Origin of the sequence: Streptococcus parasanguinis (assembly GCF_016648925.1) — a bacterium.
Classification (GTDB): domain Bacteria; phylum Bacillota; class Bacilli; order Lactobacillales; family Streptococcaceae; genus Streptococcus.
Genome location: NZ_JACLQX010000002.1, coordinates 88,477 through 108,219, shown reverse-complemented (window position 1 = coordinate 108,219; position 19,743 = coordinate 88,477). Strand labels below are relative to the sequence as shown.

The following is a 19,743-nucleotide window of genomic DNA, read 5'->3' as shown; positions in this document are numbered from 1 at the left end:
GTGAAAAATGCTGATATTCCCATTGGTGAATGATACGAGTCGCAAGATTATTCATATTGATATGGATGCATTTTTTGCTGCCGTCGAAGAAAGAGATAACCCTAGTTTAAAGGGGAAGCCTGTCGTAATTGGCCAGGATCCTCGTCAGTCAGGTGGGAGAGGTGTGGTCTCGACCTGTAACTATGAAGCACGGAAGTATGGCATTCATTCGGCCATGAGCTCCAAAGAAGCGCTGGACCTTTGTCCCCAAGCGATCTTTATCTCTGGAAATTATGAGAAATACCGAGAAGTGGGCGAGCAGGTTCGTGAGATTTTCAAGCGCTATACAGATCTGATCGAGCCTATGAGTATTGATGAAGCCTATCTAGATGTGACGGAAAATAAAATCCAGAGCAAATCAGCTGTCAAAATTGCTCGCTTGATTCAGCATGCGATCTGGGAAGAGCTGCATCTCACAGCTTCAGCGGGTGTCTCTTATAATAAGTTTTTGGCAAAGATGGCGAGTGACTATCAAAAACCCCGTGGCCTGACGGTGGTCTTGCCGGAGGATGCTGAGGATTTCCTGAGCCAGATGGACATTGCCAAATTTCACGGGGTAGGAAAGAAGACAGTAGAGCGCCTGCATGAGATGGGGGTCTATACTGGCGCGGATCTTTTAGCCATCCCTGAGATGACTTTGATTGATCGATTTGGGCGCTTTGGCTATGACCTCTTTCGTAAGGCGCGAGGGATTCACAATAGCCCTGTCAAGAGCCATCGTATCCGCAAGTCGATCGGAAAAGAGCGGACCTACCGCAAGCTCCTCTATGCTGAAGATGATATTTTAGAAGAAATTGCCAATCTGTCCAGTAAGGTAGCCCAATCGCTGGAAAAATACGGCAAGCAAGGCAAGACCTTGGTCTTAAAGGTGCGCTATGGAGACTTCACCACCCTGACCAAGCGAATGACATTGACGGAGCCAACACGAGAGGCTGAGCGGATCAATCGTTCTGCTCGCCAAATTTTTCAAGAAATCGAATCGACAAATACTGGAATCCGCCTCTTGGGTGTCACCATGACCAATTTCGTCGATCATACCGAGTTGCCTTTGGTAGAAGAAAAAGAAAACGACTAGTTTGTTCACTAGTCGCCTAAGATTTATGACAAAGTCATCTTAGAAACTTTCCTTAGGTGAGTACGGACGTCAGCGAACTTCTACGAAGTTCCATGACTTAGTTTTGAACCGAAAGTTTCAAAACTCCCGAGTGCTAGAAACCACAGTGTTTCTAGCACTTTTCTCACGGCGGAAAGTTTCAGTTGTATTTGAATGAGCCTTAAAAAATATATTATTTTAATTTTTGGGGTATCAATTAAGTTGTTTGACATCAAAAAAGGCTGCAATCTCTTCTTCAGTCAGTCCGATCATAGGAGAGATGGTGTGAAGATTGTCTTCTGTCAGTCGATAGACAGTCGGTTCATCAGGCTCAGCCTTCCTTTCAACAGTCCCTTCCTTGCTTCGTGTAGACTCGACTGTAGCAGAAGCGTTGGCAACGGCTGAAGAAGAGTCTTTGGTCGCCTCGCATCCGTCCAGGTCCTTGAAGCGCTCCACCAAGTAGGTCTTGCGCGCAGTACCGGTATTTTTAGTAGCGTAATCAAAGGCGCTGTATTCTCCTAAGAGGATCAGTTTGCTCTTGGAGCGCGTGATGGCGGTATAGATCAAATTGCGCTGCAACATCCGGTGGCTTTGATTGGTTATGGGTAAAATCACCACTGGAAACTCGCTCCCTTGAGACTTGTGAATACTCATGGCGTAAGCTAGGCGAATTTTGTACCATTCATTGCGCGGGTAGACGATTTCATTGCCATCAAATTGGATGGTCAATTCATCTTGCTTGGATTCTGTATATTTTCCTGGGAGAAGATCGGTGATGTAGCCGATATCTCCATTAAAGACATTGCTTTCTGCATCATTGACCAGATGGATGACCTTATCCCCATCGCGGTATTGGCAGTCTGGCGTGTCAAAGACCACCTGGTCTTTAACAGCTGGATTGAGAAGGTCTTGCATGAGCGTATTGATATTGTCAATGCCGGCCTGGCCCTTGTACATAGGTGCCAAGACTTGGATATCTCGAGCAGGGATTTGACTACGAAGGGCAGCAGAAGTGATTTGTTCGATCATCTTAGGGATGTGTTCGCTTCCTGCTTCGAAATAAGAGCGGTCGGCTTTTCGTTCTGTGAAATCTTGAGGAAGCTTGCCTTGGCGAATGTCTCCTGCTAGTGAGACAATGGTCGAGTCCTCACTCTGTCGGAAAATATGTTCCAGTTTGGTCTGAGGGATGCTCGGAATCTGCAAAAGATCAGCCAAGACCTGACCAGGGCTGACGGAAGGTAATTGGTCGGCATCTCCCACAATCAAGAGTTTGGTATCCGTTGCAATGTTGCTGAGTAATTGATTAGCCAACCAGGTATCGACCATGGAAAATTCGTCCACAATGATAAAGTCTGCGTCTAAATAGTCCTCTAAGTGGCTGGTGTCATCATCTCCTGTCATCCCCAAATGGCGGTGGATGGTGGCGCTCGGAAGTCCTGTCAGCTCATTCATGCGCCTAGCTGCCCGTCCTGTTGGGGCAGCCAAGAGGATCGGCAGGTCTTGTTTCTTGCGAAGATCCAGCTGGTGGAGTTGGGCATAGACACTGATCATCCCATTGATAACGGTGGTCTTTCCTGTCCCCGGTCCTCCGGTGAGGATAAAGACCTTGTTTTGGATAGCTTGGTGAATCGCCTCTTTTTGAATCGCATCGTAGCGAATCCCCAAATCTTTTTCAACCGCCTCAATCGCCTGGTTGATTTTCTCAGGGTCAAATGAAGCTTGCTTTCCTTTTTCTAGGAGGCGACCGATATGACTACGAATTCCCTCCTCCGCAAAGAAGAGGCTGTTGTCAAAGATCTTGGTGTCCACGTTTTGGACCTTGTCTTCCTCGATGAGGCGTCCTAATTCTTGGGCGACAGTGGAAGGATCTAATTCTACTGGCCGAGCTGATTCTAAAAGGTCAATGGTATAGCGCAGGAGGTCCTTGGCTTCGATGTAGGTATTTCCAGTCTCGATAGAGTAGCTAAAAAGGCTGTGGATCAGGCCCGCGCGGAACCGCTCAGGGGCGTCACTTGCAATCCCCAATTCTTCGGCTAGTTGGTCCGCGATTTTAAAGCCCATGCCTTGGATATCTTCCACCAATCGGTAGGGCTGTTGCTCCACGATCTGGAGAGTTTCTTCTTTATAAAAATCTTGGATCTGAAAGGCCAATTTATTGGGAATGCCATAGTTGGCTAGTTGGACGAGAATGCGCTCCGTTCCGTAATTCTGACGGAGTTTTTCTACAAAAGCCAGGCGGTTTTTCTTGGAGAGACCTGTGATTTCTTCTAATTTTTCAGGGGCTTCCAGAATTTTGTCAATGGTATCGTCCCCGTAGAGGTCCACGATTTTTTGGGCTGTTTTGAGACCAATTCCTTTAAAGTGATCACTAGAAAAATATTTCACCAAGCCCTTGCTAGAAGGTTTGGCACGTTCATAGCGACTGATTTTGAGCTGCTCTCCGTATTTAGGATGATGGACCAACTCCCCCCAGAAGGTGTAGTCTTCGCCTTCCATGATATCTGCCATAGTGCCAGTCACAATAATCTCAAAATTATCAAAGTCTTCGGCATCGGTATCGCTAATGTCGAGCAAGAGGATTCGAAAAAAACTGCTAGGATTTTCAAAAATAATGCGCTCAATAGTACCAGAAAAATAATATTCCATCATTTCTTTCCTTTTTATAAAGCAAGGCTGGGACATACTTGTCTCAGCCTCAGTCTGTTGATCTATACTAATAAGTTTTGAAAGGGTAGATCGGCCATAGTCTAAAGACGGCTTGCCCTTTGATTTGTTCTTTCTTGAAAGCTCCGACCTGACGGCTATCTTTAGAAACGATCCGGTCATCTCCAAGTAGGAGGTATTCATCGTCGAGCAACTTCAAGGTAAATTTAGGATTGCCATCCTTGTCTACTGTAAAAGCTTGGGCTGTATTGGCCAATTGGCGGAAGAGTTCTCCGTTTTCTTCGAACCCTTTTCCAGTGTAGGTCGATTGCAATTTATCTTTTTTGAAACGAGCGATGTAGTCTTTCAAATAAGGCTCATTGGTCTTTTTCCCATTGATGTAGAGGGTATCGTTGTCGTACTGGATGGTATCTCCAGGAAGACCGATGACCCGCTTGACGATGTCCTTGGTTTTGCCGTCGTCGTCTTTTTCACTGGCAACGACAATATCGAAACGATCGATTGAGAGGTGGTTGACCACAAGGAGGTACTCGCTATCAGCCAGGGTTGGATCCATCGAATGGCCATCCACCTTGACCGGAGCCCAAAGGAAGATGCGAGAGGCGATGATGAGACCAACGATGATGCTGAAGAGGCCCCATTCTTTAAGGAATCTCACCACTGGTGAGCTAGATGTATGTTTTGAACTTCTTTTTGACATAACTTATCTTTCTAGTAATTTCTTTGCTTTTTCTGTGTTTTTAAAATGGAGTTTGGCACAATAATCCAGAGCTTTCATCCCGTAGGTCTGAAGCAATTTAGCAGCGACTTGGTCTGACTTCGCCCCTGCTCCACTAGGGAGATTAAAGCCCAGTTCCTTGCCCAGATCTTCCAGATTTTGAAGGAAGAGATTGCGGGCGATGATGGAACTAACCGCAACAGCTAAATACTTACCTTCTGCTTTTTCTTCCAACTCAATGGCTTGGGTGACCTGATTTTTTTCAGCTTTCACGTATTTTTGGTAGTTTTTAGCCGTCGTAAAGGAATCGATCACAATTCGCTCTGCTTGGACTCCTTTATTTAATAGAAGATAGATAGCCTGATTGTGCAGGGCCACTTTGACCGAAACAGCATTGTAGCCAGAAGCAATGACTTCATTGTACTTCTTTGGAGACAATAAGAGTGCTTGGTGCTGGATGTTTTCCTCAAGGAGAGGAGCCAATTGCTGAATTTTTCGATCATCCAAGGTCTTTGAATCCCCAACACCGAGCTTTTTGAGCCAGTCGTGCTGGTCAGGTGTGACAAAGGATGCAACGACGGTGAGTCCACCAAAATAAGAGCCGTTTCCAACCTCGTCGGTTCCGATCATGGCTAAATCTTGTCCTGCAGATGAAGTAGTAGAACCTTTAGGGTTCTCAGCATCTTGCCCGAAAAAGGCCAGGTAAGGAGTAAGGTCATTGCCCTGGAGCAAGACTTTTCCAGACTTGTAGATCGAAACGGTCGCTCCCTCTAGTCGAAAGAAATAATCCATATGAGGGTTCTTGCTTTGAGAGAGAGAACGGCGATAGGTATGGACAAAATCAAGGATTTGCTCCTGTGTTGGAGTGAGTGTCATACTTTCCATAACCACTATTGTACCACAAATTCAGGGAGAGAGGGAGCAAAAAGAAAGAAAGAATCCACTGGAAAATCCCTGTGAAGAGGGGCTTTGCTACTGACAAAGCTAGCCTTTTTTGGTATAATACCGTGAGGTGATTTTTATGGCGAGCTTAAATAGATATAAATTTACATTTGGAAACAAAGCGCTCACTTTAACAACCAACCATGATAATTTGTTTATGGAAGAAGTCGAACGTGTTGCGAAAGAAAAATACCAAGCAATTAAGGAACAAATGCCAGAGGCAGATGATGAAACCATCGCGATCTTATTGGCAGTAAACAGTTTGTCCATGCAACTGAATCGCGAGATTGAGTTTGACGACAAAGAAAAAGAATTAGATGATTTTCGTCGCAAGGCTTTAGACGACTTAAAGGATAAATCATCCAAATAAGAGGAGATACATGTTAACTTTCTTAATCTTATTGATTTTGGCATGGAGCTTTTATATTGGCTATGCAAGAGGGATTATCCTCCAGTCTTATTACTTTCTAGTGACCTTAGTGGCCCTCTTGATTGCAGGTGGCAGCTATAAGGGACTGGCCAAGGTGTTGTCTCTATGGGTTCCTTTTTCGAGTCCCACCCAGCAATCGGTGAATTATTTTTATGCCAACCGCTACCTATTTCAATTAGATGACATCTTTTATGCAGGATTAGCATATGTATTGATTTTTGCGATGGTCTACCTGATTGGTCGTGTGATTGGGATCTTTATGCACTTGGTACCTCAGCCAGAAAAATTGGAGGATCGCAAGTATCAAATTGGAGCGGGTGTGATCGCCGTCGTGATAACTCTCTTGGTCATCCAGATGGGCTTGACTGTCCTCTCAACAGTTCCCATGGCTTCCATCCAAAATAGACTAAATGCAAGTGGATTGATCCGCTTTATCATCCTTCATACCCCGATCAGTTCCAGTCTGTTCCACAACTTGTGGGTGACTGCGATTATCGGAGCTTAAGGAGCAAAAATGAAGAAAGGAGTGAGACAAGTCCGATTCAAGGAAGGACGCTCACTTTTTTTGTAGGAGAAACATGAATAAAAAAATCTTAGATATTCTGGAGTTTGACAAGGTCAAGCAACTCTTTGAACCCTATCTACAGACAGAACAAGGGGAGATGGAGCTAGCAGCCCTTACTCCAACTGATAAAAAAGAAAGCATCGAAACGGCTTTTATGGAGCTAGAAGATATGGAGCAGATCCTCTTGGAAGAGCCTCGCTTTGCCGTATCGACCATTCAAGATGTCCGTCCAGTGGCCAAGCGTTTGGAGATGGAGGCATCCCTCAATATCGATGAATTACTAGCGCTAAAAGCTGTCCTTCGGGTGACACATGAGCTTAAGGATTTCTACGACAACTTGGAAAATGTCCGTCTGGAAAGGCTCAATCGCCTCTTTGACAACTTGGTGGATTTACCACGCCTACAAGGTGGACTTCAAGCTATCAACGAAGGAGGCTTTGTCGAGTCTTTTGCCAGTGAAAAATTGGCCAAAATCCGTCGCCGAATCCAGGAAAATGAACACCAGGTCAGAGAGATTATACAAGATCTGCTGAAAAGCAAGGCCGATATGTTAGCGGATGTTGTGATTGCTAGTCGGAATGGCCGCAATGTTCTACCAGTAAAAAACACCTATCGCAACCGGATTGCAGGGGTGGTCCACGATATCTCAGCCAGCGGGAATACCGTTTATATCGAGCCTCGGGCAGTCGTCAATCTTAATGAAGAAATTGCCAACCATCGAGCCGATGAACGGTATGAAATCATTCAGATTCTGGAGGAATTATCTGACACCCTGCGCCCTCATGCAGCAGAAATTGCAAATAATGCTTGGATTATCGGTCACTTAGACTTGATCAAGGCCAAGTATCGGTTTATGCGCGATTATAAAGCAATGGTACCAGAGGTTAGTAGCAATCGCTCTATTCAGCTCTTGCAACTACGTCATCCCTTGATTGAAAATGCCGTCGCGAATGACCTGCATTTTACCGAGGACTTGACAGAAATCGTGATTACCGGTCCCAATACAGGGGGGAAAACCATCATGTTAAAAACGCTGGGACTAGCGCAAATTATGGCCCAGTCTGGTCTCCCCATCCTAGCGGATCCAGGTAGTCGTGTGGGCATCTTCTCACAGGTCTTTGCAGATATTGGAGATGAACAATCGATCGAGCAGAGCTTGTCGACCTTCTCCAGTCATATGACCAATATCGTATCTATCTTGAATCAAGTAGATACTGCCTCCTTGATCCTTCTGGATGAGTTGGGGGCTGGAACCGATCCCCAAGAGGGGGCTGGCCTTGCTATTGCCATCCTAGAAGACCTGCGCTTACGCGGGATTAAGACCATGGCAACAACCCACTATCCAGAGCTAAAGGCCTACGGGATTGAGACTGCAGGAGTGCAAAATGCCAGCATGGAGTTTGACACAGCAAGTCTGCGTCCTACCTATCGCTTCATGCAAGGAGTTCCTGGTCGCTCCAATGCCTTTGAGATCGCCCGCCGTTTGGGCTTGTCTGAGACCATTATCCAGGATGCCATGAAGATGACCAATACGGATAATGATGTCAATCAAATTATTGAAAAATTGGAGGCGCAGACCTTAGAAAGTCGCAAGCGCTTGGATACCATTCAAGAGGTCGAGCAAGAAAATCTTAAATTCAATCGTGCTCTTCGAAAACTCTATAACGAACTGACCCGAGAGAGAGAAACAGAGCTCAATAAGGCGAGAGAAGAGGCCAAGGAAATTGTGGACATGGCCCTATCAGAGAGTGACCGTATCCTTCAAGGACTTCACGCTAAATCCCAGTTAAAACCACATGAGATCATTGAAGCCAAGGCTCAGTTGAAAAAACTAGCGCCTGAAACCGTCGACCTTTCTAAAAACAAGGTCTTGAAAAAAGCCAAAAAGGCGCGTGCTCCTAAGGTGGGAGATGAAATCTTGGTTATCAGCTATGGCCAACGCGGAACCCTGGTCAAGCAACTCAAAGATGGCCGCTGGGAGGCGCAAGTTGGCTTGATCAAGATGACCTTGGAAGAAAAAGAATTCAACCTCATCAAGGCTGAAAAAGAAGCGGCTCAACCTAAGAAACGCCAGGTGAATGTCGTCAAACGTTCGAACACGAGTGGGCCAAGAGCGCGTCTGGACCTCCGTGGGAAACGTTATGAAGAGGCCATGCAAGAGCTGGATGGCTTTATCGATCAGGCTCTGCTCAACAATATGGCTCAAGTCGATATCATCCACGGGATTGGGACAGGTGTTATCCGTGAAGGGGTGACCAAGTACCTCCGCCGCAACAAACATGTCAAAAATTTCGAATATGCCCCCCAAAATGCAGGTGGAAGTGGCGCGACTATTGTTACGTTTAAAGGCTAAGTTAAGCTCTAGCTTTTCATTAGCTAGATTCAGATTAAAGAAAAAGTTATCTTAGAAACTTTCCTTAGGTGAGTACGGACGTCAGCGAACTTCGAAGAAGTTCCATGACTTAGTTTTGAGCCTAAGGTCTCAAAACTCCCGAGTGACTGAAACAATTGTGTTTCAGTCACTTTTCTCACGGCGGAAAGTTTCAGTATATGTTTGAATGAGCCTATTAGTATGTATCAGTTTTAATTATTCTTTATCACTTAAGTTGTTTTAAGTAAAAAATTTTATCTACATTCTAAATCCTAGCTGTTTATCAGCTAGGATTTTTAAAATCTGACATAATGAAAATGATTGAAAGTTGTTGAAAAGGATTCGCTTTTATATCTGATTTTCAGTAGGTCCTCCCTTTTAAAAGTGCTATAATAGAGGCAATGAATGATTTGGGAGGATACGCATGCGTAAACGTGAAAGTGCAGACTCGTGTACAACGATTCTAGTCGGAAAAAATGCTAGCTATGATGGTTCGACCATTGTAGCACGAACAGAGGATTCTCAAAATGGCGTTTTTACGCCCAAAAAATTGATCGTGGTCAAACCAGAAGATCAACCGCGTCATTACAAGTCTGTTTTATCAACTTTTGAAATCGACTTGCCAGATAATCCAGTTCGCTATACAGCGGTTCCAGATGCCATTCCTAAAGACGGGATCTGGGGAGAAGCTGGGATCAATGTCTACAATGTAGCTATGAGTGAGACAGAGACCATTACGACCAATAGCCGTGTGCTAGGGGCAGATCCTCTTGTAGAGAGTGGCATCGGTGAGGAAGATATGCTGACCTTGGTCTTGCCTTATGTCAAGACAGCCCGCGAAGGGGTCTTGCGTCTCGGAAAGATTTTGGAAGAGTACGGAACTTATGAGTCTAACGGGATTGCCATTTCAGATGTCCATGAAATCTGGTGGTTGGAAACCATCGGAGGTCACCACTGGATGGCGCGCCGTGTTCCAGATGATGCCTATGTGACCAACCCGAACCAACTGGGAAGTGATTATTTTGAATTTGGCAATTCAGATGAGTTTCTTTGTGATCCGGATCTTGAACGTTTTGTCACAGAGCACCATTTGATTTTGGATCAAGAAGGGAAAGGCTTTAATCCACGCTATGCCTTTGGTAGCCAAAAAGACAAGGACCGTCACTACAATACACCGCGGGCTTGGGCCATTCAGAGTTTCCTCAATCCTGAAATCGAGCAGGATCCACGGAGTTTTGAGATTCCTTGGTGTCAAAAACCTTATCGTAAGGTAACGATTGAAGATGTCAAATATGTCTTGAGCAACCACTACCAAGACACTATCTACGATCCTTATGGTCCTGAAGGAGATCACGTGAGTCAGCGGACCTTCCGGACGATCGGGATCAACCGGACCAGCCAGACAGCGATTCTGCAATTGCGTCCAAATAAACCACAAGAAACGACAGGCATCCAATGGATTTCTTATGGCTCCATGCCTTACAATACAGCTGTTCCTTTCTTTACCCAAGTGGATACAACACCAGACTACTTTGCCAATACGACGGCTAAGGTAACAACGGATTCCTTCTACTGGGCCAACCGGATTATTGCGGGACTGGCAGATCCTCACTATGCTCACCATGTTGGTGATTTTGACGATTACCAAGAAACGACAATGGCCTGGGGACATGCGCGTATCAATAAAGTCGATCGTGCACTTGTAGCAGGTGAAACCGTTGATTTTGAAGCGGAAAACCAAGCCATGAGTGATCAAATCCAGGAAGCGACAGATCAACTCTTGGACAAGATTTTGCTCGATGCTAGCAACCTCATGACCAATCACTTCTCCTTGAGTGATTAAAAAGCGTAAATTTTCAGGTTGCTTGCAAGATGATTTCATAAACGATTGACAAACTTTTGAAAATCAATTAAAATAGAGAAAATTACATACGACCGAATGAAGTTTGCAGGAGCGCGAGTGACTGTGAATGGACGGAACTCTGGAGAGACCAGAAATGGCACCGAAGGGGCAAGGTAGAGGATGCATCTACTCAAACTCTCAGGTAAAAGGACAGAGCGAAAGATAGGGAAAGCCCCTATTTTAAGCAGGACCAGAGTACATGTTTGACATGTGCTCTTTCTTTTTCTCTTTTCTGTCGAGCGGTCGATGAAAAAGGAGACAGAAAATGGATCATGTATTGCAGTTTTTTCAACAACTCGATAATCTAGTGTGGGGCGCCCCACTGTTGGTGCTCTTGGTAGGAACAGGGATCTACCTGACCCTTCGCTTGGGTTTGCTTCAGATACGCTACCTTCCAAAAGCTTTTCGCCTGATCTTTACAGAAGATGAGGGACACGGGGATATCTCGAGTTTCGGAGCCCTTGCGACAGCTCTAGCGGCTACTGTAGGGACGGGGAATATTGTAGGGGTGGCTACAGCGATTCAGACAGGTGGCCCAGGTGCCCTCTTTTGGATGTGGATGGCAGCCTTCTTTGGAATGGCGACCAAGTATGCAGAAGGGCTCTTAGCCATTCGTTATCGGACCAAGGATGACAACGGTCATATCTCAGGTGGTCCGATGTACTACATTCTTCACGGGATGGGAGAGAAGTGGCGACCACTGGCTATTTTCTTTGCAGTTGCAGGAGTGCTGGTAGCCCTCTTTGGGATCGGAACCATGACCCAGGTTAATTCCATTACGGGATCCCTTCAAGCTAGTTTTGGAACGGCTCCAGAAGTGGCTAGTGTAGTGATTGCGCTAGTGGTTTCGACCATCATTTTTGGTGGGATTCACTGGATTTCCAAAGTCTCTGAAAAAGTAGTTCCTTTTATGGCGGCTGCCTATATCTTTGCGACTGTCACGATCATTGCCTTGCATCTGGATCAATTGCTTCCAGCCTTGAAATCGGTCTTTTCGGGTGCTTTTACAGGGACTGCAGCCATGGGAGGTTTCGCAGGAGCAACGGTCAAAATGGCTATCCAAAAAGGGGTGGCGCGTGGAGTTTTCTCTAATGAATCGGGTCTTGGATCTGCCCCAATTGCAGCAGCAGCGGCGAAGACCAATGAGCCAGTCGAGCAGGGCTTGATCTCCATGACAGGAACCTTTATTGATACCATTATCATCTGTAGTTTGACAGGACTCTCGCTCTTGGTTTCAGGTGAGTGGATGGCTAAGGGCAGCACTAGTACCTTGACTCAGGATACGTTTACAGGTGTCTTTGGCCCAGTTGGAGGCATTATCTTAACGCTGTGCTTGGTGCTGTTTGCGACAACGACCATTCTTGGGTGGTCTTACTACGGGGAACGGTGTTTCGAATTCCTATTTGGTGTCAAACATATCAATCTTTACCGGATCTTCTTTGTCTTAATGGTTGGACTAGGTGGTTTCCTAAAATTAGATCTGGTCTGGGTCATTGCGGATATCGTTAATGGGCTTATGGCTCTGCCCAACTTGATTGCCCTACTAGCTCTGTCACCTGTCATTATCAAAGAAAGCAATCGCTACTTTAAGAAATAAGAAAACCCAGATCGCGAGGTCTGGGTTTTCTTGTCTATTTGAGATAGGAGCATTTAATAGCGTTTTTCTTTTGGCCAGCTACTCATTTCGGCGATGGCGGTGAAGAGCACATCTGTCGAAGAGTTGAGGGCTGTTTCGCATGAGTCTTGGATGACCCCGATGATAAAGCCGACACTGACGACTTGCATGGCCAAATCATTGGTGATACCAAAGAGGCTACAAGCAACAGGGATGAGAAGGAGAGATCCTCCCGCAACTCCAGATGCGCCACAAGCAGAGATAGCCGCTACGACACTCAGGATGAGCGCCGTTCCAAAGTCAACTTGAATGTGCAAGGTATTGGCAGCAGCTAGCGTTAAAATATTGATCGTCACGGCTGCACCTGCCATGTTTACAGTTGAACCAAGTGGAATGGAAACAGAATAGGTATCTGGATTCAGCCCCAATTCTTCACAGAGACGCATATTGACAGGGATGTTGGCTGCAGAACTTCGAGTGAAGAAGGCTGTTACCCCACTGACACGGAGGCATTTAAAAACAAGGGGATAAGGGTTCTTGCGGATCATGAAAAAGACGATCAATGGATTGATGACCAGGGCTACAAATGCCATGGTACCAACCAAAACAAGTAAGAGAATCCCGTAGTTGCTAAGGGCGCTTAGTCCTTGGCCAGCGATGGTCGTGAAGACCAAGCCTAAGATCCCAAATGGAGCTAGGTTGATAATCCACTCAACAATTTTTGAAGTGATGTCTGCTAGGGTTTGTAGGAGGTCTTTACTATGTTCGCTCGCTTCTCTCATGGCAATTCCAAAGACAGTGGCCCATGAAAGGATCCCAATGTAGTTGGCTTGCTGCAAGGCGTTTACCGGGTTGTCGACGATCTTGAGCAAGAGGTTACTAATCACTTCACCAATCCCGTTTGGAGAGGATCCTTCAGCGGCCTTTCCAGTCAGAGTAATGGTGATAGGGAAGATGTAATTGACCAAAACAGCGACGAAGGCAGCTGCAAAGGTTCCTAGGAGATAGAGGACGATGACCTTTTTCATATTGGTCTCTGTTCCTTTTTGGTGTTGGGAGAGAGCATTTGCGACGAGTGCAAAGACCAGAAGGGGTGCGATGGCACGGAGCCCTCCAACGAAGAACTCTCCTAGGAGTCCAATCCCAGTTGCTTTCGGAAATACAAGTGCTAGAACGACACCAAGTACAATTCCGATTGCGATTCTTTTCATAAGGTTGGTTTTATTCCAAGTGGTAATCAGTCGATGAATCATGTAAGGCCTCCTTAAAAAATAATTAAGGAATATTATACGATAGTGAGGGGGTAATAGCAATGAAATTTTTAAAAAATAGCCTTATTTCCGAATATTTGATATAATCATACTATTCTTTGTTAGAAAGGCCCGAATAAATGAGTCAAGCTTTCCAACGTTATTTCAGTAAAATAGACTGGACAAAGATTTTTGATGACCTAATTTCAAAATGCATCTCTCTGATTTTTGTCTTTCTCTTATTTTTTATCGCTAAAAAGGTCATCCATAGCCTGGTCAAGCGGATATTAACCCCTTCTTTTAAGTATACGGTGCAGGATGAAGCCCGTAAAAAAACCATTCTCCGTTTAGTAGAGAGTCTCTTGAACTACTGCTTGTATTTTATCTTGATTTACTGGATCTTGTTGATCCTCGGTCTTCCAGTCTCTAGTCTATTGGCTGGTGCTGGGATTGCTGGGGTGGCTATCGGGATGGGAGCCCAGGGCTTCCTTTCCGATTTGGTCAATGGTTTCTTTATCCTTTTAGAACGCCAGCTGGATGTGGGGGACAATGTCCGACTTACCAATGGTTCTATTAATATTGCCGGCATCGTTAGCAGTGTGGGAATTCGGACAACTCAAGTACGTGATTTTGACGGGAGTCTCCACTTTGTCCCAAACCGCAATATCACTGTCGTCAGCAACCTCTCGCGTGGAGATATGCGCGTGCTGGTGGATATTCCACTAGATGCGAATACTGATCTTGACAAGATCTACCAGGTCATCGCTCAGGTCAGCCAGTCTCAACAAGACAAACACCCAGAAGTGTTGACAGGTCCTACCATTTTAGGCCCACAGATTGAAAAAAATGGTCGCTACTCCTTCCGTATTGTGATGACCGCTCAAAATGGAACCCAGGTTACTGTTTATCATACTTACTGTAAACTCTATCATGATGCCTTGATGGAAGCAGGGATTAGCCTACCGACAGGAAAGAACGGGATCATGTAATACAAAAAAGAGGCTGGGACAAAAGTCCTAGCCTCTCAATTATTTTTGGATTGTCGAGCAAGACGCAGTGGTTGAGTAGGTGGGACGACGAAATCGAATTCTAACGAATTACCGATTTCTGTCCCACTCTCTTTTTTGGTCTATTTTAAGTGGCAGTATTTGAAATCCAGCTTTTTAATCTGGTCCCAATTTTTTCGAGCCTCTGGTGGCAAGACGATGAGTTGCTGGCGTAGCATCGTCGTGATTTCAAGATTTAAGGATTCGATGGGGAGGGCAATGGCTACGGAACTTTTTGCCCTTTGGATCTTGTCCATGCAATATTCAATATGATGGCAAGCTGCGCCGGTCTGTGATTGACGGCTAGCTGCGATTTCTTGTCGCATATTGGAGAGTAATTGGACCAATTCAGACTTAAGGAATTCGGTCGTATCTGATTTTTCTTGAGCTAAAAGAAACATAAGCACACCTCCTTTTGCTATAGTTTAATACTAATTTATTAAAAATGCAAGGGGGTAAAGTAAAAAAAATAAAATTTTTTTAGAAAAAGATACAGAAAAATAGAAGGCTCAAATCTCCCCATTAGAGACGGTCGAGTTCCTTATCTAAAAAATGGCTTTCCTCACTTGGGACGGGGTGTCTTGACAGAGGCTTTTAGATATAAAAAAACTCCCGAAACACACTGGATTCAGGAGTTGAGAGGCTTTGACCCGAAGGCCTTAAAGAAAAATATCGATTGATTATACAAGACCTTGTGCAATCATCGCATTTGCAACATTTTCAAAGGCAGCGATGTTGGCACCTGCAAGGTAATCTTTACCAAGTCCGTAAGTTTCTGCAGTTGTTTTAGCAGTATTGAAGATGTTGGTCATGATGTCTTTCAAACGTCCGTCCACTTCTTCGCGTGTCCATGAAAGACGTTGGCTGTTTTGGCTCATTTCAAGAGCAGATACAGCAACCCCACCAGCATTGGCTGCTTTAGCAGGTCCGTAAAGGATACCATTTTCTTTGTATACGTTGATGGCATCAAGGTCGCTAGGCATGTTGGCTCCTTCAGAAACAACTTTTACCCCTTGAGCAACCAATCGGTTCGCTGCTTCACCGTTGATCTCGTTTTGAGTCGCACATGGAAGAGCGATATCATAGTTACCAGCGTAAGTCCATACAGAACCTTCGTAGTATGTAGCAGTTGGTTTTTCAGCAGCGTATTCAGTCAAACGTGCACGACGTTTTTCTTTCACGTCTGTAAGAAGGTCGAAGTCAATACCGTTCTCGTCGATCACGTAACCGTTTGAATCAGATACAGAGATAACAGTTGCACCAAGTTCAGTAGCTTTTTGAAGAGCGTATTGGGCAACGTTACCAGAACCTGAGATCACGACTTTCTTACCAGCAAAGCTGTCGCCGTTGGCTTTGAGCATTTCTTCAGTATAGTAAACCAAACCATAACCAGTTGCTTCTGGACGGATCAAGCTACCACCAAAACCAAGAGGTTTACCAGTCAAGACACCAGCATCGAATTGGCGAAGGCGTTTGTATTGACCGTAAAGGTATCCGATTTCACGTCCACCAACCCCGATATCACCAGCTGGGACATCAAGAGAAGGACCGATGTGCTTTTGCAATTCAGTCATGAAGCTTTGACAGAAACGCATCACTTCAGCGTCAGTTTTTCCTTTAGGATCGAAGTCAGATCCACCTTTACCACCACCGATAGGAAGACCAGTCAAAACGTTTTTGAAGATTTGTTCGAATCCGAGGAATTTCAAGATCCCTTGGTTAACAGTTGGATGGAAACGAAGACCACCTTTGTAAGGACCTACAGCAGAGTTGAATTGAACACGGTATCCACGGTTTACTTGGATGTTTCCTTCACGGTCAACCCAAGGGACACGGAAGGAAATCACGCGTTCAGGTTCTGTAATACGAGCTAAAATGTTTTCTTCGATGTATTCAGGGTGTTTTTCAAAAACAGGTTCCAAAGTGCTGAGGAACTCTTCAACAGCTTGAAGGAATTCAGCTTCATGGCCGTTACGAGCTTTTACAGTTTCGAAGGTACTTTGAATATATTCTTTAGCAGTTGTCATGTTAATTCTCCTTTGTAAATGAAACAAAAACCAGCAAATCCGCTAGGGGAGTGGCTTTGAGACAGTTGACAAACAATGTCACGTTTTATTACATGGATCATTATAGCAGACTTTTTTTGGCTTGTAAAGAAAAAAGTTGAATTTTCTGAAAATTTTATTGTGACTAGGAAAGTCCGAATGTTTGGAAGAATTTTTAGCTTTGTTTGTCCGGAAGCTTCCAAGTGATGGTATAATGAAAGAAGAAAATAGAGAGCATCCCGAACGATTCTGTTGATGGGTGTTTCAAAAAGGAGTACAAGATGGTATCGACAAAAACGCAAATTGCTGGTTTTGAATTTGACAACTGCCTGATGAATGCGGCAGGTGTAGCCTGTATGACCACTGAGGAATTAGAAGAAGTGAAGAACTCAGCTGCGGGGACCTTTGTGACCAAGACAGCGACCTTAGAATTCCGTGCTGGTAATCCAGAGCCACGCTACCAAGATGTGCCGCTTGGTTCGATCAATTCGATGGGGCTGCCTAACCAAGGGTTGGACTATTATTTGAATTACTTATTGGAGTTGCAAGAAACGGATCCTGACCGGACCTTCTTCTTATCTCTCGTCGGCATGTCTCCTGAAGAAACTCATACCATCTTGAAAAAGGTGCAAGACAGTGACTTTAAAGGCTTGACAGAGTTGAACCTATCTTGTCCCAATGTCCCTGGAAAACCTCAGATTGCCTATGATTTTGATACGACAGATCGGATCTTGTCCGAGGTCTTTGCCTATTTCACCAAACCTCTAGGGATCAAGTTGCCACCTTATTTTGATATCGTTCATTTTGATCAAGCAGCAGCGATCTTTAACAAATACCCGCTCAAGTTTGTCAACTGCGTCAACTCGATTGGAAATGGCCTCTACATTGAGGATGAATCCGTGGTGATTCGTCCTAAGAACGGCTTTGGTGGGATTGGCGGAGAATACATCAAACCAACGGCTCTCGCCAATGTCCATGCCTTTTACCAACGTCTGAATCCAGAAATTCAGATTGTGGGGACAGGAGGTGTCTTGACCGGTCGCGATGCCTTTGAACATATCCTTTGTGGGGCTAGTATGGTGCAAATCGGCACGACGCTTCATAAAGAAGGAGTAGGAGCATTTGAACGCATCACTGCGGAGCTCAAAGCCATCATGGAAGAAAAAGGATACCAAAGCCTGGAAGACTTCCGTGGGAAATTGCACTACATTGACTAATCTTTCGAAAAGAACTTCCTCAAGTGGAAACTTGGGGAAGTTTTTTATGAGAGTGGGACAGAAATCGGTAATTCGTTAGAATTCAATTTCGTCGTCCCACCTCCGCACAGTTGAGTAGGGCTGTAAAAGCTGATGAAATCAGCGTAGTAGAGCCCACTCAACCACTGCGTCTTGCTCGACAATCCAAAAATAATTGAGAGGCTAGGACTTTTGACCCAACCTCATTCTGTTCCTAGTTTTAGGAATTTTCCATTTTTATAGAGAGAAAAAGGTGTACAATGGAGGTGAAAAGGAAGGTGATTTCTATGGAAGAAAGGGATGTGATTCAAGAGGCAAGGACGACGATCACCCTTCTTCAAACAGCCTTTTCTAAGGGATTCACCCCTAGTTCAGATACCCTTCGATTTCGAGAAAATCTAGATCAGATGTTGAAAGGTTTACGAAAGGCTAGGCGGGTAGACAATCGTCTGTTGATTGAGTTAGAAAAGTTTTATCAGACCGCCAGTCTATTGATTGGTCTGGGTGGGCTAGCTTTGAACGAAGAGGCCTTTCAAGCTTGGCGAGCTTATGATCACTGGCATTACGAGGTTGTGAAGCCTCAGTTACAGGTCTACGGACCGACGGTGCTTTTATAGTTGATGTGCCTTGAGTTTGTCTACAGATATTCAGAGGAGGTGTTGGTCATGGTAGTCCTTCATGATTTTCTACATCAGTTAACCCTATCGTTTTGGAACTTCTATTACTCGCTCTTTTTCTTATTTGAAAAATAAGAAGGATTGAATCCCTTTTACATATAGTAGAAGGGATTTTTGATGCAGAATCCTTGAAAATTTGAGGCTCTTGGATTATGATGGAGCTAATAGATGTCAAGCGTTCCCTTTGGGGAATGCAGGAAGCGAGGAAAAAAGATGGCAGAGATTTATCTAGCAGGTGGCTGTTTTTGGGGCTTAGAGGAATATTTTTCACGGATCCCCGGTGTAGAAGAGACGACGGTGGGCTATGCCAATGGCCAGGTAGAAACGACCAATTACCAACTGATCAAGGAAACGGATCATGCAGAGACCGTTCAGGTCATCTATGATCCAGATAAAATCAGCCTACGAGCGATTCTGCTCTACTATTTCCGGGTGATTGATCCCTTGTCCATTAACAAGCAGGGAAATGATCGAGGCCGCCAATATCGGACCGGTGTCTATTATACAGACGAGGCAGATCGTGAGGTGATTGCCCAAGTGTTTGAGGAAGAAGAGAAGCAACTGGGCAGTAAAATAGCTGTTGAGCTAGAGCCTTTGCGCCACTATATCCTAGCTGAGGACTATCATCAAGACTACCTTAAGAAGAATCCCGGAGGCTATTGCCATATCGATGTGACGGATGCTGAGCAGCCCTTGATTGATCCGGCAGCCTATCAGAAGCCAGATCAAGAAACCTTAAAGGCGAAACTGACAGCAGAGCAGTACCAAGTCACTCAAGAAAGTGCGACGGAACGCCCTTTCCACAATGCCTATGATCAGACCTTTGAAGAGGGGATCTATGTGGATATTACGACGGGGGAACCACTCTTTTTTGCCAAGGATAAGTTCGCGTCTGGCTGTGGCTGGCCAAGTTTCTCCCGTCCCATTGCCAAAGATGTTGTCCACTATTACCAGGATCATAGCCACGGGATGGAACGGATCGAAGTTCGTTCCCGCTCAGGCAATGCCCATCTAGGTCATGTCTTTACCGATGGACCCAAAGACCAAGGTGGCCTTCGCTATTGTATCAATTCGGCCTCTCTGCGCTTTATTCCAAAAGAGGAAATGGAGCAAGAAGGTTATGGTTATTTGTTAAAGGCTTTGAAATAAG

The 19,743-nt window shown here is 45.1% G+C and carries 16 protein-coding genes and 1 riboswitch; of the genes, 10 read left to right on the top strand and 6 right to left on the bottom strand.

Annotated elements, in window-relative coordinates; all coding sequences use genetic code 11:
* Positions 1 to 7: 7 nt before the first annotated feature.
* Positions 8 to 1,114, top strand: coding sequence for a DNA polymerase IV (gene dinB, locus H7T97_RS01295; protein WP_201089064.1), 1,107 nt, complete (start codon positions 8 to 10; stop codon positions 1,112 to 1,114).
* Between the two features lie 231 nt (positions 1,115 to 1,345).
* Here the strand turns inward: dinB and recD2 are convergent, their stop codons facing one another.
* The 3 genes from recD2 to rnhC all read right to left on the bottom strand — a co-directional run bounded on the left by recD2 (position 1,346) and on the right by rnhC (position 5,399).
* Positions 1,346 to 3,778, bottom strand: coding sequence for an SF1B family DNA helicase RecD2 (recD2, locus tag H7T97_RS01290; protein ID WP_201089097.1), 2,433 nt, complete (start codon positions 3,776 to 3,778; stop codon positions 1,346 to 1,348).
* Positions 3,779 to 3,845: 67 nt separating this feature from the next.
* Entirely contained in the window at positions 3,846 to 4,496 is a 651-nt protein-coding gene (lepB, locus tag H7T97_RS01285; RefSeq protein WP_129299447.1) for a signal peptidase I, read from the bottom strand.
* Positions 4,497 to 4,499: 3 nt separating this feature from the next.
* Positions 4,500 to 5,399, bottom strand: coding sequence for a ribonuclease HIII (rnhC, locus tag H7T97_RS01280; protein WP_201089062.1), 900 nt, complete (start codon positions 5,397 to 5,399; stop codon positions 4,500 to 4,502).
* 136 nt (positions 5,400 to 5,535) lie between these two features.
* On the opposite strand from rnhC, the gene H7T97_RS01275 reads away from it, so the two are divergent.
* The 5 genes from H7T97_RS01275 to H7T97_RS01255 all read left to right on the top strand — a co-directional run bounded on the left by H7T97_RS01275 (position 5,536) and on the right by H7T97_RS01255 (position 12,322).
* Positions 5,536 to 5,826, top strand: coding sequence for a hypothetical protein (locus H7T97_RS01275; protein ID WP_003005477.1), 291 nt, complete (start codon positions 5,536 to 5,538; stop codon positions 5,824 to 5,826).
* Between the two features lie 10 nt (positions 5,827 to 5,836).
* A complete protein-coding gene (locus H7T97_RS01270) occupies positions 5,837 to 6,391 on the top strand; it encodes a CvpA family protein (RefSeq protein ID WP_003008795.1) in 555 nt (184 codons plus the stop codon).
* A gap of 73 nt (positions 6,392 to 6,464) precedes the next feature.
* Positions 6,465 to 8,804, top strand: coding sequence for an endonuclease MutS2 (locus H7T97_RS01265; RefSeq protein WP_201089060.1), 2,340 nt, complete (start codon positions 6,465 to 6,467; stop codon positions 8,802 to 8,804).
* Positions 8,805 to 9,246: 442 nt separating this feature from the next.
* Positions 9,247 to 10,665: a C69 family dipeptidase gene (locus tag H7T97_RS01260; RefSeq protein WP_195529279.1), complete on the top strand. Its 1,419-nt coding sequence runs from the start codon at positions 9,247 to 9,249 to the stop codon at positions 10,663 to 10,665.
* Positions 10,666 to 10,794: 129 nt separating this feature from the next.
* Positions 10,795 to 10,889, top strand: a riboswitch (glycine riboswitch).
* A 101-nt stretch (positions 10,890 to 10,990) separates the two neighbouring features.
* Complete coding sequence (locus H7T97_RS01255) at positions 10,991 to 12,322, top strand: alanine/glycine:cation symporter family protein (RefSeq protein ID WP_201089058.1); 1,332 nt, start codon at positions 10,991 to 10,993, stop codon at positions 12,320 to 12,322.
* A gap of 53 nt (positions 12,323 to 12,375) precedes the next feature.
* Here the strand turns inward: H7T97_RS01255 and sstT are convergent, their stop codons facing one another.
* On the bottom strand, positions 12,376 to 13,593 hold the full coding sequence (gene sstT / locus H7T97_RS01250; RefSeq protein WP_155124634.1) for a serine/threonine transporter SstT: 1,218 nt from the start codon (positions 13,591 to 13,593) through the stop codon (positions 12,376 to 12,378).
* Between the two features lie 137 nt (positions 13,594 to 13,730).
* Here sstT and H7T97_RS01245 point away from each other — a divergent pair, with 137 nt between their 5' ends.
* A complete protein-coding gene (locus H7T97_RS01245) occupies positions 13,731 to 14,579 on the top strand; it encodes a mechanosensitive ion channel family protein (RefSeq protein ID WP_201089056.1) in 849 nt (282 codons plus the stop codon).
* Positions 14,580 to 14,719: 140 nt separating this feature from the next.
* On the opposite strand, the gene H7T97_RS01240 is transcribed toward H7T97_RS01245, so the two are convergent.
* Both H7T97_RS01240 and gdhA read right to left on the bottom strand, forming a co-directional pair.
* Positions 14,720 to 15,037 carry a hypothetical protein gene (locus tag H7T97_RS01240; protein WP_201089054.1) on the bottom strand — a complete coding sequence of 106 codons (318 nt, stop codon included), beginning with the start codon at positions 15,035 to 15,037 and terminating at the stop codon, positions 14,720 to 14,722.
* 279 nt (positions 15,038 to 15,316) lie between these two features.
* Positions 15,317 to 16,663 carry an NADP-specific glutamate dehydrogenase gene (gene gdhA / locus H7T97_RS01235; RefSeq protein ID WP_201089052.1) on the bottom strand — a complete coding sequence of 449 codons (1,347 nt, stop codon included), beginning with the start codon at positions 16,661 to 16,663 and terminating at the stop codon, positions 15,317 to 15,319.
* Positions 16,664 to 16,962: 299 nt separating this feature from the next.
* Here gdhA and H7T97_RS01230 point away from each other — a divergent pair, with 299 nt between their 5' ends.
* From H7T97_RS01230 to msrB, 3 genes are all read left to right on the top strand, one after another.
* Positions 16,963 to 17,898, top strand: coding sequence for a dihydroorotate oxidase (locus tag H7T97_RS01230; RefSeq protein WP_049474144.1), 936 nt, complete (start codon positions 16,963 to 16,965; stop codon positions 17,896 to 17,898).
* A 278-nt stretch (positions 17,899 to 18,176) separates the two neighbouring features.
* Positions 18,177 to 18,533 (top strand): helicase BlpT, encoded by a 357-nt coding sequence (locus H7T97_RS01225; protein WP_201089050.1) that lies wholly within the window; start codon positions 18,177 to 18,179, stop codon positions 18,531 to 18,533.
* A 273-nt stretch (positions 18,534 to 18,806) separates the two neighbouring features.
* On the top strand, positions 18,807 to 19,742 hold the full coding sequence (gene msrB / locus H7T97_RS01220) for a peptide-methionine (R)-S-oxide reductase MsrB (RefSeq protein WP_201089048.1): 936 nt from the start codon (positions 18,807 to 18,809) through the stop codon (positions 19,740 to 19,742).
* Position 19,743 lies beyond the last annotated feature (1 nt).

Bases quoted from the DNA above. Each gene is read 5' to 3' on its own strand.
- dinB (WP_201089064.1), top strand. From the start codon at position 8: ATGCTGATATTCCCATTGGTGAATGATACGAGTCGCAAGATTATTCAT.
- recD2 (WP_201089097.1), bottom strand. From the start codon at position 3,778: ATGGAATATTATTTTTCTGGTACTATTGAGCGCATTATTTTTGAAAAT.
- lepB (WP_129299447.1), bottom strand. From the start codon at position 4,496: ATGTCAAAAAGAAGTTCAAAACATACATCTAGCTCACCAGTGGTGAGA.
- rnhC (WP_201089062.1), bottom strand. From the start codon at position 5,399: ATGGAAAGTATGACACTCACTCCAACACAGGAGCAAATCCTTGATTTT.
- H7T97_RS01275 (WP_003005477.1), top strand. From the start codon at position 5,536: ATGGCGAGCTTAAATAGATATAAATTTACATTTGGAAACAAAGCGCTC.
- H7T97_RS01270 (WP_003008795.1), top strand. From the start codon at position 5,837: ATGTTAACTTTCTTAATCTTATTGATTTTGGCATGGAGCTTTTATATT.
- H7T97_RS01265 (WP_201089060.1), top strand. From the start codon at position 6,465: ATGAATAAAAAAATCTTAGATATTCTGGAGTTTGACAAGGTCAAGCAA.
- H7T97_RS01260 (WP_195529279.1), top strand. From the start codon at position 9,247: ATGCGTAAACGTGAAAGTGCAGACTCGTGTACAACGATTCTAGTCGGA.
- H7T97_RS01255 (WP_201089058.1), top strand. From the start codon at position 10,991: ATGGATCATGTATTGCAGTTTTTTCAACAACTCGATAATCTAGTGTGG.
- sstT (WP_155124634.1), bottom strand. From the start codon at position 13,593: ATGATTCATCGACTGATTACCACTTGGAATAAAACCAACCTTATGAAA.
- H7T97_RS01245 (WP_201089056.1), top strand. From the start codon at position 13,731: ATGAGTCAAGCTTTCCAACGTTATTTCAGTAAAATAGACTGGACAAAG.
- H7T97_RS01240 (WP_201089054.1), bottom strand. From the start codon at position 15,037: ATGTTTCTTTTAGCTCAAGAAAAATCAGATACGACCGAATTCCTTAAG.
- gdhA (WP_201089052.1), bottom strand. From the start codon at position 16,663: ATGACAACTGCTAAAGAATATATTCAAAGTACCTTCGAAACTGTAAAA.
- H7T97_RS01230 (WP_049474144.1), top strand. From the start codon at position 16,963: ATGGTATCGACAAAAACGCAAATTGCTGGTTTTGAATTTGACAACTGC.
- H7T97_RS01225 (WP_201089050.1), top strand. From the start codon at position 18,177: ATGGAGGTGAAAAGGAAGGTGATTTCTATGGAAGAAAGGGATGTGATT.
- msrB (WP_201089048.1), top strand. From the start codon at position 18,807: ATGGCAGAGATTTATCTAGCAGGTGGCTGTTTTTGGGGCTTAGAGGAA.